A 15,068-nucleotide genomic window follows, 5' to 3' on the forward strand; every position below is an offset into this window, starting at 1 on the left:
TCTGTTCGCCCCACGCAAAGGAGAGGCCATGCTGCTCCCGGTCAATGCCACCCTGGGCATCGTCATGGCGGCATTGCTCGCCGTCGCGACAGGTGGTGCGGCTCTGGCCCGGTTCACCGACGCCCGTGACAGGCGCCGCTACTGGAAGGACATCGTCATGGCCGGGCTGCGCGCCACCGCGCAGCTCGCCGTCGTCTCACTGGTGGTCGGTGCCGTGATGCACCAAGTGCCGTTGCTGCTCGCGTTCGTGATGGTCATGTTCACCGTGGCCACGTTCACGGCCGGCCGCCGCGTCACCCGGAACGGCACCGGATGGTGGTGCGCCGTCGCCATTGCGGCGGGCGTTCTGCCCACGCTGGTGCCTCTGCTGCTGACCGGTCTTCTGCCCCTCAAGGGCATCGCGTTGATACCGGTGGCCGGAATCCTCATCGGCGGCGCGCTCACCGCAACCGTGATCGCCGGCCGGCGGTCCCTGGAGGAGCTCGAAGCCCGACGCGGCGAGGTCGAGGCGGCCATGGCCCTCGGGTTCCTCGACCGTGACGCCCGCCTGGAGATCGCGCGTCCCGCCGCGGCGGACGCTCTCATCCCCGGCCTCGACCAGACCCGCACGGTGGGCCTGGTCACCTTGCCCGGCGCCTACGTCGGCATGCTCCTCGGTGGCTCCTCGCCCGTCCAGGCGGGGGCAGTCCAACTCTTCGTCCTCATCGCGTTGATGGCCGTGCAGACGGTGGCCGTCGCCGTAACGGTGGAACTGGTCGCACGAGGAGTGCTGCACAGCGGCGAGCGGGTCCGGGCGGCCGGACGGAGAATCGTGGGCCGCGAGCCGGCGGTGGTCAGTGACGGGAAGCTCAGGCCCCGGTCGCGCTGATGTTCACCATCCAGACGATGCCGAACTTGTCGGTACACATGCCGAACACGTCGCCCCACATCTGCTTCTCCAACGGGACCGCCACGTTGCCGCCGGCGGACAGCTTCTCCCAGTAGCCGCGGAGCTCGTCGGCGTCGTCGCCGCTCAGGCTCACGGAGAAGTTGTTGCCCTGCTTGAGTTCCATGCCCGGAGGGTTGTCGGCGCCCATGAGCGTGAAGCCGTTCGGGGCCTCCAGCATGCCGTGCATGACCTTGTCGGCGTACCCGGGGGGCGTCTCGGAGCCGATGGAGCTGTACGTGTTCACCGACAGATCGCCGCCGAAGACGCTCTTGTAGAACTCCATGGCTTGCTTGGCGTCACCGGCGAAGCTGAGGTACGGGTTGAGTCGAGAGGTCATGAGTGATTCCTTTCGTGACGTTTTGTCAGGGGTGCACGCTAGTCGCGTTCCGCCCACTCGGCAGGGATAGGCGCAGACGGATTTCCCGTAGGCGGGCCTTGGACACCTGGATTCGTCGGCGGCAGCGGAATTCTCGACACTAGAGTGAAACGGTGACTCTCCCGCAGGAAAACCCGGCGCGCCCGGTCAGCGAAGACGACCGCAACACGGCGGTGCGACGCGTGCAGGAGGCGTACGCCGAGGGGCACCTCTCACACGACGAGATGGACGACCGTCTCCAGCGGGTGCTCATCGCCAAGACGTACGGCGACCTCGAGCCGGTCCTCGCCTCGCTCCCGGAGGAGGCCGCGGGCACCACGTCCACGATCGGCGCCCTGGGCGGACGGATCAAGCGGCGCGGCGCATGGCGGGTCCCTCGGACCCTCAAGGTCGAGTCCGCCTTCGGCAGTGTCCGCCTCGACCTGTCCCGGGCGGTCTTCGAGCACCCGGCGGTCGACATCGACCTTCAAGTCGGCACCGGCAGGGCCAAGATCACGGTTCCTCGCGACGCCGTCGTCGACGTGGACGGTCTGCACACCGGGTGGAAGGACCTGCGCTACAAGGCCCCGCGGAGCTCCGGCCCCGGCGGGCCGAGGATCCGGATCTCGGGGACCATGGGGTACGGACGGCTGAAGATCCGGCACGCGCGGCGTTGAGAATCGCCTGTCACCAGGACCGTGGCGAGGACCGTTCGGCGTCCGTCACCAAGGCCGTCCGGCGACCGTGCGTTCAGTGATCCTGGCTGTGGACAGCTGACGGTGGTGTCGTGCTCATGCGCCAGCCGTTGCAGCGGGGTCCGATCAGGTCGGTTGGCCAGCCCGCCGTTTCCACGGCCGCCTCGTAGACGGCGTCGCCGAAGGCCACGATGGCCTGCTGCGGGTCGAGTGTCTCCCTGAGCGTGGCCCACGGCAGCAGGGCCAGTCCCGCGTCGGGATTCCAGGCCGCGCCGTCGACGCCCCAGGACCGGCCTTCGAGACCGTCGGGCTGAGGCCAGATGTACGCGTACATACCGGCGTTCGGCGACTTGGCGTCCCCGAAGGAGAATCCGACCGACACGTACTCTTCGCGTGCGGCGTTCTGCATGAACACGGGGCGGTCGGTGTCCGGAGTGGTGTGATGCGCCCGGTACCGGGTGGCGGACAGATCGAAACCGCCCCACATCACACCGACCCGGGGGCGATGCCCCTCGAACGGCGCCTGCCACGTTTCGAGCCCGTCGGCCGCAAGGTTGAACGCCGTCCACATCAGCCGAGCCGCGTCGCCGTCCCAGACGCGTTCGACCAGATCGTCCTCGAACTTTCGCGGAGCACCGGGGATCTCACAGATCAACGAGGAGCTCGGTGGATGTACACCGAGCTCGGCCGCAGCGTCGCAGAACGTCGCGTAGAAGGCTGCGAGTGATCCGTTGGAGACTGGAACGGTCACCGAGCCCCTGTCGGATTCGATGACCACGTCACCGTCGAGCAGCCGGTAGTGCACTTCGAAGGTCACGTCCTGCTGCCGAAAGGCAGGCGTCCGGAGGCCGCGGGGAGTGACATCGAGAACGATGTTTCCCCAGCCGGTCTCGAAGGGCTCGTCCAGGGTGTACTTGCCTCCGACCTGGATCAACCGGTTCACGTAGTCGATCATCGGCGCCAGATCCTCGTAGACCAGCGCCGGCCACGCAGTGCGTCGTTCGCTCATGGAGAGCCTCCCGGCCCGACGACTGGATCGGAAAGAGGGGAGCGGCGGCGCCTTGCCATCATGCGACGCGGCTTCGTGTGACCCGGAACCCATTTTCGCACGCGGGTCGGAGCGCTGCCTGCTCGGCGGCGAGGGTTGCCCATCCGGCCAATCTGTCCGCAATGGGAACGCCGCCGTCCGAAGTCCGGTGCGTTTCACCGTCCCCCTTCTGACGCTCGCCCGCAGCGCCGCGACCAGGGCATGCGGTGAACCCAGCGACCCCTCGATGCCGCACACGCTTCACGCAGAGCGCCGTGTGCGCCCGGAAATGAAGGGTCTGAAAGTGGATATGCGAAGCCCCTCTTCGGTGAATTGACGGATTGGCCATTGATCACGGCAGGGAAGGTTCACCGCGCCACCGGCACGCGATCTTCACCGGCTGATCCCGGGACCCGTCGCGTGCCATCCGCCCGCCCTGAGAGGGGGTGCAGTGATGAAGCTTCTCTTCGCTATCCGCAACAAGGCCGCGGCCCGTAAGTCCCTGAAGGCGAATGCCTGGTACCTCTGGTACTGATCCGGCACGCCGTTGCCCGCCCCCGCTGTGCGGTGAAAGGGAGCATCGCGCCTGTCGCCACCTGCCGTACAGCGGGGGTCCCGCCCCCACCCCCACCCCCACCGGAGAATCCGTGCCGCTCACTACCGCGCCGCGCCGCACCGTGTTCGCCCCGCGACTGGCAGCCCTCCTCGACCACCACATGGGCCAGGACGTCTTCCGGCTCGAGAGCGACACCGTCGGAGTGGCCGGCCACGACGTCACCGACCGGATCCTCGCCGCGCGCCGGGCGACGGAGACGGAGCGGCCGACGTTCAAGCCGCTGCACGGCCGCTCGATCTCGCGCAGCGAAGCCTCCTCGGTCACTCGGACGGTAGGCAACGACGTCCGCGACGCGCTGAGGCGGCCCTTGCCGCCGGACGTCGACCTGTCGGGTCCCTGGCCTCTCACCGGACACCTCTTCCTGAGGGACCTCATCCTCGGCCAAGACCCCTTCCGCTTGCGGATATTGATGAGCCGTAACCTCGAACTGACACCCAAGCTGACCTGGTCCGTGATCGCCGCCGGCGCCGCGCTGCCCGGGTGGCCGCGCCCAGGCGCGCACCTCACCGGTCTTGCGGGGCGGGCGGCCGAGGCCGTCGGCTATCAGGACCGGAGGTACGCGATGGGTGTCTACCGCCGTGCGGCCGCACCGGTGTGCTTCACGGTCTCGACGCTCGTTGCGAATGCGCTGTGGCTCGGCTCTCCCTTCGATGACGGCACGTCCAACCGCAATATCATTTACGAAGCCCTGCGACTGTTGCCGCCCTCGTGGAACATCCTGCGCAACGCCTCCCCGGAGTACCCCGCGATCGACAGCCGGATCCGGGACGACGACGACGTTCTGCTGCTTCCGCTGCTGTCCCACCGCGACCCGGCCCTGTGGGAAGACGCGCATGCGTTCCGGCCCGAGCGCTGGGGCGAACTCGATCCTGACGCCGCGCGTGGCTACCTGCCCTTCGGGCATGCCTCCGAGCGCTGCTGGGGACGGCACATGGTGATGCCGCTCGCCGAACTGCTGCTGGACCGTATTCGCAGCTCAGGGCTCGTGGTTGATCCGGAGCAGCTGACCGGCAGGGTCCCGCTGCTCGGCCTGCTGGGGGTCGAGGAAGTACGTCTGAAGCATGCGCGAACGCACTGACGAGTGGTGGGAGTTAACGAAGGCGCGTCGGGAACTGCCGTTAAGGGATGACCACTTGATGGTGCTGCCTTACGGAGGGATGGCGTCGATGTGCCTTACGGGAGGATGGCGTCGATGTATCCGCCGTCCACCCGCAGCGCGCCGCCCGTGGTCGCCGACGCGAGGTCGGAGCTCAGGTACACCACCATGTTGGCGATCTCCTCGGGTTCGATCAGGCGCTGCAACAGCGACTGCGGGCGGTATTCGCGCATGAAGACTCGCTGCGCCTCGTCCCATGGCAGGTCACGGTCGACCAGTTGGTACACGAAGTCTTCGACGCCGCCCGTGTGAGTGGGGCCGGCGATGACGCAGTTCACAGTGACGCCGGTCCCGGCCGCATGCTTGGCGAAGCCGCGGCTGACCGCGAGCAGAGCGGTCTTCGACATGCCGTAATGGATCATCTCGGCGGGAATCACCACCGCGGAGTCGCTCGCGATGTACTGGACGCGCCCCTGGCCGCGTTCGGTCATCCGTGGCAGGTACAGCCGCGTGAGGCGGACGGCGGACAGCACGTTCACCTCGAAGTAGCGGCGCCATTCTTCGTCCATGACGTCCAAGGGGTTCTTCGCCTCGAAGATCCCGAGATTGTTGATGAGGATGTCCACGTCAGGCAGCGTTTCCCAGGCGCGTTGAGCGCCCTCCTCGGTAGCGACATCAGCGGCGACCGGTACGAAGTCGCCGTCCGGCACGCCGGCTCTGAGCTGTTCGACGGACGCCTCCACCCTGGCCCTGTCGCGTCCGTTGACTCCGACTCGCGCGCCGGCGCGCGCGAGTCCGGCCGCGATCGCGGCTCCGATGCCTTGGGTGGAGCCCGTCACGAGAGCGGTCCGTCCCGAAAGGTCCAGGTGCACGTCTTGTTCCCTTGCTGGATTGGGTGGGAGATCGGCAGGTCGTCACCTGACTCTTCCCGCCCGTCGGCCCCCGTTGTTGTCCGGCATCCCGAATTGGGCCGAAGGGGTGGGGAGCGGCATCGCTGTTACGCGCTTCCGGGTGACGAGACGCTGTGTGGCGCGAGCGGAGTCGGGCCCTGTGTCGTGCGGGAGCACGGCTGAGACGTCAACTTCCTGCCTTCAGTGCATAAATGGACGTTACATGCGAGAGCAACAGAAATATGGATGACTTGTAACTGCCTTCACGTCATGCGCACATTCGGGGCGATCTGGCGGCAAATTGTGCGTTCTCGGCCACCGGGCCGGGACCCGCACATAGCAGACCCACGGCGCACCACGGCCGGCAGACGGGTCTGCAGTACGAAATGAAGGGGCATTCATGTCCGCTTTCATGTCCATCACTGCCCGCCGTACGGCTGCCGCCGTGCTTGCAGCCGGCGCTCTCGTCGGTACGTTCGCCGCGTCGGCTTCGGCCGACCCCGGCGGCCGCTCGCACCGCGACCGCGTGGAGATCGCCCGCGCGCAGTACGACTCCCCGGGCTGGGACAACGGCAGTAACCGCTCGCTCAACAAGGAGTGGATCGAAGTCACCAACACGTCCCGCCACACGGTGAACCTCGACGGGTGGACGCTCTCCGCCAGGGACGGCCGCACCTACACCTTCCATCACTACCGTCTGGCGGGCCGCTCAACGGTCCGCGTCCACACCGGTGTCGGGCGAGACAGCGGCCGTGACGTCTATCAGGACCGTCGCAGGTACGTGTGGGACAACCGCTCCGACACCGTCACCCTGCGCGACGACCACAACCGGAGGGTCGACACCCTCGCCTGGGGTGGCGACCGCGACCGCCACGGCGACGTCCGCGGGCACGGACGCGGGCACGACGGCCGCCGCTGATCTGAACCTGCCCGCGGGACTCCCAGCCCGCGGGTAGCGATGGCCCGACTCAGTAGGGGGCGTTCCGCGGCTCAGTCTGCGGGGCGCCCCCTCTTGGCTGCCGCCGACAGCCTGGCCACCGTCGTCCACGCCATCGTCGACCGCTCCGGCAACCGCAGGGCTAGGAGTTGGACCAGTCCCGGGTGGACAGCACCAGCAGGTAGCCGTCCGGATCCTGGATCGTCACGCCCCACGTGTCCCAGTACGGATTGTGCGCGGGCACCCGCTTGCCGCCGTGCTGTTCCAGACGCTCCACGAGGGAGTCCGGCACCGGTTCGCCCAGGTAGACGACCAGGAGGTCCTCGGGTGTCGGCCGCGGGTCCACGGGTGCGACGGGATCGTGTACGAGTTCCAGGTGCCAGGCCGCATCCGGCCAGCCGGCCATGAGGAGTGAGTGGTCGTCAGGTGTGCCGTCCGACGCATGCCGGTAGAGGACGTCGAGCCCGAGTCCCGAGATCCAGAAGAGCTCCGCCGCTCGGAGGTCCCGCGACGGACGGGCGATGCGTACGTGAGCCGTGGCATTGGCCGGCATGGCGTGACCTCCTGATCGTGTGGGGTTCCTGCCAGCTGACAGGTCGTACGCGGAGCCTAACGAGCGGACGATCATGCGCCCATCCGGCGCAGGTCCTAGGTCTCCCGGCGGAGCAGCCCTGCGTATGACGAGCCGCTTGCCGCGCGCCCCTCTGCCGAGGACGTCTTCGTCGAGCCCGAGGATGCGTTCCGTCGTGGCGGTGATCAGCTCGCCGACCGCGGCGCAGTCGATCCCTGTACGGGCGGCTTGCGGGCTGAGACCGTCGATGAGGACCAGGATGTGCATCGCGGCGTAGCCCACTCACGCCGAGAGGCCCGTATCCCGCGCTCCCGGTGTATCGCGCGCTCGAAGACCGCTTCGTTGCCGGCGGTCGCGGCGGGGCTGAAGGTCGCGGCGTGGCTGAAGACCGCAGCGGCGAGTTCGTCGGCAGACTTGAAGTGGTGGTCCACCAGGCCCGGTATGACGCCCACGGCTTGGGCCACCCGTTTCACGGTCGGTTTGTCCAGGCCCTCGCTCACGGCGATCGTGCTCGCGGCATGCAGCAGCTCTGAGGGGTTGGCTTCATGACCAGGGAGGCAATGGACTGCCACCCCGACGAGCAACTGGTGTGCATCCCAATAACGGGTTTCCGGAGGTCAGGGTGACGTTGAGGGCAGGGGCCGGCGCCAGGGGCGGCGACCCGGGGGAGCCGGTCACGGACCGCGTCGGTCACGTGGAGACCCACGGCGTCGACTACGTCCCGGACTCCGAGCGCCACGGTCTGCCCCGATCGCTGTTCCCTGTGTGGGCGGCCGCCAACATGAGCTACCTGTACATCGTTCTGGGTGGCTCGATGGTGCTGCTCGGCCTCGACATCTGGCAGTCCATCGCCGTGATCGTGGCCGGCAACCTCCCCTGGGCGGGCGTGGGTTACCTCTCGACCAGCGGCCCGAGCTCCGGAACGCCGAGCTGGGTGGTGACGCGGGCGATGTACGGCATCCGCGGCAACCGGTTCCTGAACGTCACGCTCGGGTGGAGTGTCGCGGTCGCCTACGAAGCGATCAGCCTGGCCCTTGGGTCCCTCGCCGGATTCGCACTCGCCGAGCAGTTGGGCATCCCTGCGAACACCGGGGTCAAGGTGGCGATCGTGCTGGCCACCGCCGTCGTGACGTTCTCGATCAGCGTGTACGGGCACGCCACCATCATGCGGTGCAGCACCTGGTTCACCTGGGCCCTGACCGCTTGCGTCCTGGTCCTGGGTTACTACGTGCTGCGCCACGCGGACTGGGGCTACCGGACACCGGCCGACACCGCCGTCCACGGCCACGCGCTGTGGGTGATCGTCGCCTCAGGATTCACGATCATGGCGGGTGGCCCGCTGTCCTGGACCAGCGCAGCGGACTACGCCCGCTACCTGCCCGCCGACACCTCGCGCAAGGCGGTGTGCTGGTGGACGGCCGTCGGCGGTTTCGTGCCGGCCGTCCTGCTCAGCGGACTGGGAGTCCTGGCCGCTACGGCGGTGGACATGCACGACGCGCAGACCTCGCTGAAGGGGATCCTGCCCGGCTGGTTCTATCCGGTCTTCCTGCTGGTCATCGTGATCGGTTCGATCGCGAACAACGTACTCACCGCGTACAGCGGCGGCCTGGCCCTGCAATCCGGCGGGATCCCCTGGAGCCGGCCGTTCACCGTCATCTTCGATGCGACCATCGCGCTCGGCCTCACCTTCTACTCCCTGTTCATCTCCGACTTCCTCAGCACCATGAACAGTGGCCTGGAACTCTCGGTCGCGTTCCTCGGCCCGGGGTTCACGATCTACGCCGTGGACATCTTCCTGCGCCGCAACCGCTACGACGGAGTCGCCCTGCAGGACGAGACCCCCGACAGCCGCTTCTGGTACTGGCACGGTGTGCATCCCGCCGGAGCCGCCGCGGTGGTCATCGGCGTCGGCGCGGCACTGCTGTCCGTCAACACGAGCATCTACACCGGCCCGGTGGCGGGCGCGCTCGGCGGCGCCGACCTGTCCGGAGTCGTCGGGATGTCCCTGGGCGCCCTCGTCTACGCGGGACTCACGCTCCACCGGAGGCGTGCGACGGGCGACCGCACGGTCATCTGATCGACCGCGTCGATGAGTGCCGCAGGGCCCCTGCCCGGCAGTGATGCCGGGCAGGGGCCCTTGACGCGCTGTGCTTGGTGCGCTCCGCGGTTCGGATCCGCGATCGGTGACCCCGGAGCTGTGATCTGCCTACGTCAGCCGTCGGACTCCGGCGACGGGATGTAGGCGCCCGGCACGTCCTTCGGGGCGTAGATCTTGTTCTCGCCGGGGTACGGCTTCGACCACTCGTGCGTCTGGTACCACGTGAAGTGGTTCATCTGCGCGGGGTTCGCGAAGTCGGGCTTGGCGTCGCGCCCCGTCAGTCGCTGCTGCGCCTTCCAGGCGTCCCACTGCGCCGCGAGCTTCTGCTTGTCCGCCGGCACCTTCGCCGACGGCGCCGCCGCGGCTTCGGGGTTCTGCGGCGCCGGGGTGTCCAGGCCGCAGGAGGGCGGCGTCTTGAGACCCCCGGTGAGCGAAGTCCGGTTGGGCAGCGCCTTGAACGGCGTGAAGTCCGCCTTCTGGCTGAACGCCCCACGCATCGGGCTGGCCGCGCTGTCCTTCTGGTTCATCGGGTGGACCCCGAGGATCTGCTCGATGGTGCGGATCATCGTGATCTGCGAGTAGTAGTGGCTGTCGACGACACCGTGCCTGGCCCAGGGGCTGATGATCTGGATCGGGGCGCGATGGCCGTCTACGTGGTCGAGGCCGGCCTGGGAGTCGTCCTCGACCACGAAGATCGCCGAGTCCTTCCAGTACTTGCTGTGCGAGATCTCGTCGACCATCCTGCCGACCGCGAGGTCATTGTCCGCGACCTGGGCGGCGGCGTTCGCCGGACCGCCGGTGTGGTCGCTGGACAGCCAGAACATGTTCAGGTTGGCCGGCCCGTTCTTCGCGAAGTCACGCTTCCAGATCTCGGACCGGTAGATGTCCGGGACGCTCGTGTCGAACTTCGGGAATCCGTGCACCGACACGGAGTTGAGGGACGGGATGGGCGAGGAGGACACCAGGGGGTAGGCGGTGTCCTGACCGGTCGCGCCCATGTTCTTGGAGTCGCAGTACAGGTTCTGCCAGCTCGCGTCCGCCGGCTTCGTGAGGAACTGCTGGAACTCGCCGAAGTCCCGCACGGACTTCCCGGCAGCCTGGGCACCGGTCCAGATGAAGCCGGTCCGCTGATGACCGAGCGCGTCGTCCTCGGTGTCGTAACTGCGCGCGTACTCACCGGCCGAGGACTCGGTGTACTCCGGGTCGTCCGCCTGCATCAGCCAGTTGTGGCCCTCGGCGGAGTTCGTACCGATGTCGTACGTGTTGTCGTACAGGCCGAACTGCTTGGCCAGGGCGTGCTGGTTCGGCGTCACGTTCTCGCCGAACTGTGCCAGCGACGGGTCGCCGTTGCCCTCGGGGACGTCGCCGAGAACCTGGTCGTAGGTCCGGTTCTCCTTGACGATCAGGAAGACGTGCTTGATCGTCGAGGGGTCACCGAGCCGCTCCGGGACCGGCACAGGCTTCGGCTTCTTCTTGCCCTTGCCGTGGGCCAGTGTCACCGAGCCGCGGGTCCAGCCGTTCTGCTGGAAGACCTTGGCCGTCTGCGACTTGATGGCGCGGTCGTTCGGCAGGGTGAACCGCTGCAGGCTCGACGTCGTGTCGTGGGTGGCGTGCCCGGCGCTGTTGGTGGGGCGGCGGGCGTCGATGCCACGGGTGTTGGAGACGACCACCTGCTTGCCGACGGTGGCGATCTCCGCCGGGAAGTAGTCCGTCGGGAGCAGGCCGACATAGCTGACCGGCTCCTGCGGGGTCGTGTACCGGTAGACGGCGACCGCGTTCGCGCGGCCGAGCGTCACCAGCAGATGACCGTCGTCGGTGAGCGTCACCGCGTCGGGCTCGTAGCCGACCGACGACTCCGGCCACGGCTGCGTGGCGACGGTCTGCACGACCTTGTTCTTGGTGGTGTCGATGACCGACACGTCGTTGGTGGCGGTGTTGGTGACGAACAGCGCGTTCTTCTTGGCGTACAGCGCGGTCGGGTGCAGACCGACGTTGATGCTCGATACGGCGGCATCCGGGTTCGCCAGGTCGATGACGCTGACCGTGCCGGTGGTGGTGGAGGCGGTCACCGGGTCGGCGGGCACCTGGGTGTTGTAGGAGTTGATCGTGGTGTCGCCGGGCTTCGCCGGACGCCCGCCCTCGTTGCTGACGTAGAGCTTGGTGCCGACCTCGGCCATGTCCCGTGGGGCGTTGCCCACGGACCAGCTCTGCTCGATGGCGCCGGTCGCCGCGTCGATGGCGACGACGCGGTTCTGGCCGTTGACCGCCGAGTACACGGTGGAGCCGTCGGGCGAGAACACGGGCTCGCCCACCAGCGCGTGCTTCGGCCCGTCCGCCGGGATCTTGACGGTTGTCGGGTTGGCGACGCTGCCGTCCGCGTTCACGGTGAACCTGGTGTAGCCGTCGATCTGGCCCAGCCACAGCTGCGAACCGTCGGGCGAGTACGTGGGGCCTTCCTGGCCCACGTCGTTGCCGCTGATACGCAGGTCCGCCGAGGCGGAGTTGCCGACGAGCTGCTGTACCTTCCAGCTCTTGAGATCCACGATGGACAGCGCCATGCCGCCGTCGGTGACCGAGGCCGCGAGGTGGGTGCCGTCCGGGCTGACCGAGGACGACATGATCTTGCCGTTGTCGACGACGAGACGGTCGCCGTACGGGGCGATGTACTGGTCACTGGAGATGACCTGGCCCTGGCGCGTGTTCTGGCCGACCTGGTCGGTGCCGAACTGGTGCGTCTGGGCGAAAGCGGTGCCGGCGGCGGTGAGGGCGAGAGCCGTGATGCCGGCCGTGGCCAGGGGTATTCGGCCTCCGATGCGTCTGCCGGGAAGGCCGGAACGGCCCTTCGCGACAGGTCTGCGACGTCTTGTCACCTGCATGGGTTATCCCTTCGGGGTGGGGAGCAGTTCGACGTTTCCGTCGAACTGCCAGAGCGGGTTCGGTCCGTCACCGGTCGGGGTGCGCACCACGAAGTAGCCGTTCACTTCCTTCGGCCCGTCGCCGTCGGCCATGAACCGCCCGTCAGCGGTGACGTCGAGCTGATAGATGGCCGACCCGGTGGCCTCGACGTCGGGGAGGTGCCAGGAGACGACACAGCGCCAGTCGTTGCCCGGCCCCTCGGCCGCGACCCGCGTGCTGCCCTTGGTGCACGCCGCGCTCGCCTTGAGCCGCGCTTCGGTGACGTCGGGCCGGTGGAGCTGCTCGGTCTGCAGGCGGTAGAGATGGGCGAACGCCGTGGCGACCGAACGCTGCACCTTCTCCTGCTCGATGCCTGAGCCCGTGGCCGAGGTCGCGGGGCCGACGACGACAGCCGTCAGGACGAGGAGCCCCACGAGCGGCAGCGCTCCGACGGTGATCGCGCGGCGCCCCGAGCCGTCGTGGGTCAGGTCGGTGAAGTCCCGCCGCAGGAAAAGGAGATAGGCCAGCGCCGCCGCGGTCACCGTCCACAGCAGGCTGACAACGATGCCGATGAGGAGCGGACCGAGCTGTGCCGGGCCGGTGAACAGACCGTTCCAGGCGATGAAGGCGTAGCTGGGCAGAGCCAGGCGTACGGCGACGGGGACCGGCAGCATCTGGGCGAGCTGCATCGTGAGCGCGACGAGCATGGGCAGCAGCAGCCCCATCGGGGACCGTCCGAGCACCACGGACCCCAGCAGCCCGATCGCGGCGAACGCCAGGGTCGGAGCGAGTACGCAGACCCAGGCGAGGAGGACCTGAACAGCGGCGTCCCCCGGCGTCAGCAGATGGCCGTCGAGGCCGACCAGCGGCTGATCGCCGACCGCCACGACTCCACCGGCCGCACTGGAACAGGCCAGCCCTGCGACGAGCAGCAGGATGACGGTGAGGCTGGCCAGCGCCTTGGCCACGAAGATCCGCCGGGGCGAGCGGACCGCGACGAGCAGATGGCGCCAGGTGCCGAGCCGGTCCTCGGAGGCGAACACGTCACCGGCGACCACCGAAGTCAGCAGCGGGAGCGCCCAGGTGCCCGAGAAACCGAGCACCACCAGCGATCCGGCCCACCCCGTGGCGTGCATCCAGCGGCCGAAGAGCGTGTCGACGGGGAGCGAGCTCTGCTGGCTCACCGCGGCGACGAAGAGCGCCGGAGCGATCCAGCAGGCGAGGACCAGCAGCCGGATCCGCCACTGCGAGACCAGCTTGACCAGCTCGAAGCGGTAGCCGCGCGCCACCGAGACGCGAGGGGCGGCAGCGGGAGTGCGGCCGGCGGCGACGGTTGCGGTCATCGGCTGTTCTCCTGCTGGTCGGTGAGGGCGAGGAACGCCGCTTCGAGCGGCGACACCACGGGCGCGAGCTCGCGCAACGCGATCTCCGCGTGCACGAGCCGCACCACCAGTTCGTCGAGGGCGGGCACCAGCGCGCGCACGACGAGCGCCTCGGTGTCGTGCCGCCCCACGGCGTCGTCGACGACGCGGATCCCGGAGGTGCCGGCCGCGAGGCGGCGCGCGGCCGGCGGGTCGGACGTCAGCAGCCGGTAGTCGAGTTCACTGTTCTCCGCGGCCAGCTTGCTCAGCGGTCCGGAGAAGACGACCCGTCCGGTGGCGAGGATGGTGACCTCCGAGCACAGCGCCTCGAGGTCGTCCATGCGGTGGCTCGACAGCACGACACCGGTGCCCTCCGCCGCGAGCCGGGCCAGGACACCGTGTACGTGCTTCTTTCCCGCCGGGTCGAGGCCGTTGGACGGTTCGTCGAGCACGAGGAGCCGGGGCTTGGTGAGCAGGGCCGCTGCGAGCCCGAGCCGCTGACGCATGCCGAGGGAGAAGCCGCGGACGCGGTCGTCGGCCACATCGGTGAGCCCGACCTGTCCGAGCACGTCGTCGATCCCCGACGCCCCTGCGTCGTGGCCGTGCAGGGCGGCCAGCGCGGCGAGGTTCTGCCGGGCGGTGAGCGAGGGGTAGAGACCGGGACCGTCCACGAAGCCGGCGACACCCTCGGGCGCGGCGAGCGCCCGCCCGACGGGCGTACCCAGGATGTCCAGTTGGCCGTCGTCGGCCAGAGCCAGGCCCAGCAGCAGGCCGAGCAGCGTCGTCTTGCCGGCGCCGTTCGGACCGGCCAGGCCGTGGATCTGCCCCTGCGCCACATCCAGGTCGATGCCGTCCAGCGCGATGACGTCGCCGAAACACTTGGTGATCCCGCGAGCCCGTATTGCGAGGCGTTCGTCCATGAGTGCCTTCCTTGGAAACCTCCGAGGACCTTAGGGACGGCACACGACGCAAGCGGGGACGGTTGCTTGACGTTCAGAGAACGGAAGACGACCGGAACCCGTCATACCGATGCCCGGCCGGCAACTTTCGGTATCTCGAACGCCCCGTTGTGCAGGCTGAGTTGACGCGGCATCATCCCGATCCTGCGCCACTTGGCCACCCGGCACGGAGGCCGCCTCGCTCAGCCGCTCCGACCCCGACCGGACCACCTTCAGCGCAGCCCTCGATGCCGTCGTCGCACCGGCCTGACCGCTCCGTGACGGACACCGGCCCCACCCGGCGCGGGCACACAAGTGCTGACGGGCATGACAAGCTGTCCTTCTCATTGCCCGAACCCAGGAGGTCACCATGGCGGCAGAGTCTGCATCGCAGGAAGGTTCGGAGCCGGTCGAGGCCGAGAAGGAAGGCCTGGCGCCTGACGACGACGGCCAGTACGACCTGAAGCGCAAGTTCCGTGAGGCGCTGGACCGTAAGCGCGGCATGCAGGCGGACGCCGCCGGCGGCGCCGCGAAGACCGGTTCGAAGATCCGCGGTGCGCACGGTCCGGCCTCGAGCCAGAAGTCGTTCCGACGCAAGAGCGGCGGCTGAGCACGGCATCGCTTCTGCGAAGGTGACGCGCCGCATGGCACGCTGAGCCCC

At 68.5% G+C, this 15,068-nt stretch carries 15 protein-coding genes; 7 read left to right on the forward strand and 8 right to left on the reverse strand.

Going from position 1 to position 15,068, the window contains the following annotated elements; genetic code table 11:
* The first annotated feature begins 28 nt into the window (after window positions 1-28).
* Window positions 29-868, forward strand: a complete 840-nt coding sequence (locus tag ACIPWY_RS32245) for an ABC transporter permease (protein ID WP_401536164.1) — start codon at window positions 29-31, stop codon at window positions 866-868.
* Here the strand turns inward: ACIPWY_RS32245 and ACIPWY_RS32250 are convergent.
* A complete protein-coding gene (locus ACIPWY_RS32250; protein ID WP_401536167.1) occupies window positions 849-1,265 on the reverse strand; it encodes a VOC family protein in 417 nt (138 codons plus the stop codon). The genes ACIPWY_RS32245 and ACIPWY_RS32250 overlap by 20 nt on opposite strands.
* A 152-nt stretch (window positions 1,266-1,417) precedes the next feature.
* Between ACIPWY_RS32250 and ACIPWY_RS32255 the strand changes: the two genes are divergently transcribed.
* The gene (locus tag ACIPWY_RS32255) at window positions 1,418-1,960 is read left to right on the forward strand and encodes a DUF1707 domain-containing protein (protein WP_401536169.1); all 543 of its coding nucleotides are present in this window, start codon (window positions 1,418-1,420) and stop codon (window positions 1,958-1,960) included.
* Window positions 1,961-2,033: 73 nt separating this feature from the next.
* Here ACIPWY_RS32255 and ACIPWY_RS32260 read toward each other — a convergent pair whose 3' ends face one another.
* A complete protein-coding gene (locus ACIPWY_RS32260) occupies window positions 2,034-2,987 on the reverse strand; it encodes a DUF5996 family protein (protein WP_401536171.1) in 954 nt (317 codons plus the stop codon).
* A gap of 472 nt (window positions 2,988-3,459) precedes the next feature.
* Between ACIPWY_RS32260 and ACIPWY_RS32265 the strand changes: the two genes are divergently transcribed.
* Together ACIPWY_RS32265 and ACIPWY_RS32270 are read left to right on the forward strand one after the other, a co-directional pair.
* Window positions 3,460-3,540, forward strand: coding sequence for a tryptorubin family RiPP precursor (locus tag ACIPWY_RS32265; protein ID WP_353963518.1), 81 nt, complete (start codon window positions 3,460-3,462; stop codon window positions 3,538-3,540).
* A 181-nt stretch (window positions 3,541-3,721) separates the two neighbouring features.
* Window positions 3,722-4,699 (forward strand): cytochrome P450, encoded by a 978-nt coding sequence (locus ACIPWY_RS32270; protein WP_401536173.1) that lies wholly within the window; start codon window positions 3,722-3,724, stop codon window positions 4,697-4,699.
* Window positions 4,700-4,794: 95 nt separating this feature from the next.
* On the opposite strand, the gene ACIPWY_RS32275 is transcribed toward ACIPWY_RS32270, so the two are convergent.
* The gene (locus ACIPWY_RS32275) at window positions 4,795-5,589 is read right to left on the reverse strand and encodes an SDR family oxidoreductase (protein WP_362909444.1); all 795 of its coding nucleotides are present in this window, start codon (window positions 5,587-5,589) and stop codon (window positions 4,795-4,797) included.
* 418 nt (window positions 5,590-6,007) lie between these two features.
* On the opposite strand from ACIPWY_RS32275, the gene ACIPWY_RS32280 reads away from it, so the two are divergent.
* On the forward strand, window positions 6,008-6,526 hold the full coding sequence (locus ACIPWY_RS32280; RefSeq protein WP_393702246.1) for a lamin tail domain-containing protein: 519 nt from the start codon (window positions 6,008-6,010) through the stop codon (window positions 6,524-6,526).
* Window positions 6,527-6,686: 160 nt separating this feature from the next.
* Here the strand turns inward: ACIPWY_RS32280 and ACIPWY_RS32285 are convergent, their stop codons facing one another.
* On the reverse strand, window positions 6,687-7,097 hold the full coding sequence (locus ACIPWY_RS32285) for a VOC family protein (protein ID WP_362909448.1): 411 nt from the start codon (window positions 7,095-7,097) through the stop codon (window positions 6,687-6,689).
* Window positions 7,098-7,300: 203 nt separating this feature from the next.
* Entirely contained in the window at window positions 7,301-7,687 is a 387-nt protein-coding gene (locus tag ACIPWY_RS32290) for a TetR family transcriptional regulator (protein WP_401536252.1), read from the reverse strand.
* A gap of 50 nt (window positions 7,688-7,737) precedes the next feature.
* Between ACIPWY_RS32290 and ACIPWY_RS32295 the strand changes: the two genes are divergently transcribed.
* Window positions 7,738-9,192, forward strand: coding sequence for a cytosine permease (locus ACIPWY_RS32295; RefSeq protein WP_362909450.1), 1,455 nt, complete (start codon window positions 7,738-7,740; stop codon window positions 9,190-9,192).
* Between the two features lie 134 nt (window positions 9,193-9,326).
* Here ACIPWY_RS32295 and ACIPWY_RS32300 read toward each other — a convergent pair whose 3' ends face one another.
* From ACIPWY_RS32300 to ACIPWY_RS32310, 3 genes are read right to left on the reverse strand one after another with little or no spacing between them, the layout of a single operon-like run.
* Window positions 9,327-12,089, reverse strand: a complete 2,763-nt coding sequence (locus ACIPWY_RS32300) for an alkaline phosphatase family protein (RefSeq protein ID WP_393702243.1) — start codon at window positions 12,087-12,089, stop codon at window positions 9,327-9,329.
* Window positions 12,090-12,092: 3 nt separating this feature from the next.
* Window positions 12,093-13,451 carry an ABC transporter permease gene (locus ACIPWY_RS32305; RefSeq protein ID WP_393702241.1) on the reverse strand — a complete coding sequence of 453 codons (1,359 nt, stop codon included), beginning with the start codon at window positions 13,449-13,451 and terminating at the stop codon, window positions 12,093-12,095.
* Window positions 13,448-14,389: an ABC transporter ATP-binding protein gene (locus ACIPWY_RS32310; protein WP_393702239.1), complete on the reverse strand. Its 942-nt coding sequence runs from the start codon at window positions 14,387-14,389 to the stop codon at window positions 13,448-13,450. Before ACIPWY_RS32310 ends, ACIPWY_RS32305 begins: the two co-directional genes overlap by 4 nt.
* Before the next feature lie 388 nt (window positions 14,390-14,777).
* Between ACIPWY_RS32310 and ACIPWY_RS32315 the strand changes: the two genes are divergently transcribed.
* A complete protein-coding gene (locus ACIPWY_RS32315; RefSeq protein WP_362909458.1) occupies window positions 14,778-15,017 on the forward strand; it encodes a DUF5302 domain-containing protein in 240 nt (79 codons plus the stop codon).
* Window positions 15,018-15,068: the final 51 nt, after the last annotated feature.

It is taken from the genome of Streptomyces sp. NPDC090032 (assembly GCF_044748025.1).
GTDB lineage: Bacteria > Actinomycetota > Actinomycetes > Streptomycetales > Streptomycetaceae > Streptomyces.